The organism is Pseudomonas sp. NPDC089569, from assembly GCF_050280625.1.
In the GTDB taxonomy this organism is placed as follows: domain Bacteria; phylum Pseudomonadota; class Gammaproteobacteria; order Pseudomonadales; family Pseudomonadaceae; genus Aquipseudomonas.
In genome coordinates this window covers 1-1,881 of the sequence record NZ_JBNNVQ010000245.1, presented here as the reverse complement: position 1 = coordinate 1,881, position 1,881 = coordinate 1, and the positions used below count along the sequence as shown (strand labels likewise).

The window sequence follows — 1,881 nt, the reverse complement described above, 5'->3', positions numbered from 1 at the left end:
CGATGCCGTCGCTGGCGAATGGCAGGGGCGAGCGATACCAGTGATCACGCCAGTGCTGCGCATCGCCGCCGAAGAACATGTGACTGACAGTGAAAAGCAATCCTTGCTGACTCACTTGAAAAGCAGCCACAAGGCGAAAGTGGAAGAACCACGCAAGATTACGCTGCAGCGTAAAACCACCAGCACCCTGCGCGTTGCTGGCAGCAAAAGCATCAGCGTTGAAGTACGCAAAAAGAAAGTTTTCGTACAGCGTAGCCCGGAAGAAATCGAAGCCGAGCGCCAGCGTGAGCTGGAAGAGCGCCGTGCAGTAGAAAATGCTGCACGTCAGAAGGCTGAAGAAGAAGCCAAGCGTCGTGCCGAAGAAGAAGCGCGTCGCCAGCCTGTTGTTGCGCCGGTCGCCCCCGTCGAACCTGTTGCCGCGCCTGTCGCGGAGGTCGAACCTGTGCGTGAAAGCGCGCCGGTCGTGGCCGCGGCTCCGGTAGCTGACACTCGCAAGCGTGATGAGCAGCGCCGTCCGGACAAACCGCGTGCCGACGAAAACAATCGTCGCGGTGGTGGCGATGGCGAGCGCAAAAATGCGCCGCATCGTGCTTCGGTCAAGGAAAAGGCGCCTGCACCACGCGTTGCCCCGCGTACCACCGACGAAGAAAGCGATGGCTTCCGTCGTGGCGGACGTGGCAAGGCCAAGCCGAAGAAACGCAATGCACACGGTTTCCAGAACCCGACCGGTCCTGTCGTGCGCGAAGTGAAAATCGGCGAGACCATCACCGTGGGCGATCTGGCCCAGCAGATGTCGGTCAAGGCTGCAGAAATCATCAAGTTCATGTTCAAACTGGGTACTCCAGCGACCATCAACCAGGTGCTCGATCAGGAAACTGCTCAGCTCGTGGCTGAAGAGTTGGGCCACAAAGTGACCCTGATCAGCGACACCGCCCTGGAAGATTCCCTGGCCGAGTCCCTGAAGTTTGAAGGCGAGGCTGTTGCCCGTGCGCCGGTCGTGACCGTAATGGGCCACGTTGACCACGGTAAGACTTCCCTGCTCGACTACATCCGTCGTGCCAAGGTCGCGGCTGGCGAAGCCGGCGGCATTACCCAGCACATCGGTGCATACCACGTTGAAACCGACCGTGGCATGGTGACGTTCCTCGATACCCCGGGTCACGCTGCGTTTACCGCAATGCGTGCCCGTGGTGCCAAGGCGACCGACATCGTGATCCTGGTGGTTGCGGCGGACGACGGCGTGATGCCGCAAACCGTTGAAGCTGTTCAACATGCCCAGGCCGCCGGTGTGCCGCTGGTCGTGGCTGTGAACAAGATCGACAAGCCAGGTGCCGATCTCGATCGCATCCGCAGCGAATTGTCGGCACACGGTGTAACTCCGGAAGACTGGGGTGGTGACACTCCATTCGTTGGGGTTTCCGCGAAGATGGGTACCGGCGTCGACGAACTGCTCGAAGCTGTACTGCTGCAAGCCGAAGTTCTGGAACTGACCGCTACGCCATCGGCCCCTGGCCGTGGTGTCGTGGTTGAATCCCGCCTGGACAAGGGTCGTGGCCCGGTGGCTACCGTTCTGGTTCAGGACGGTACACTGCGCCAGGGCGACATGGTCCTGGTCGGTTCGAACTATGGCCGTGTTCGCGCCATGCTCGACGAGAACGGCAAGCCTATCAAGGAAGCCGGTCCGGCCATCCCGGTCGAGATCCTCGGTCTGGACGGTACTCCGGATGCAGGCGACGAAATGAGCGTAGTGGCCGACGAGAAGAAGGCCCGTGAAGTGGCTTTGTTCCGTCAAGGCAAGTTCCGCGAAGTCAAACTGGCTCGCGCTCACGCCGGCAAGCTGGAAAACATCTTCGAAAGCATGGGTCAGGAAGAGAAGAAGAC

Annotated in this window: 1 pseudogene; it reads left to right on the top strand. The window is 60.4% G+C overall.

Annotation, left to right across the window (positions count from 1 at the left end):
- Window positions 1-64 precede the first annotated feature (64 nt).
- A pseudogene (gene infB, locus ACQKP2_RS32725) lies at window positions 65-1,881 on the top strand (translation initiation factor IF-2); the annotation flags it as partial.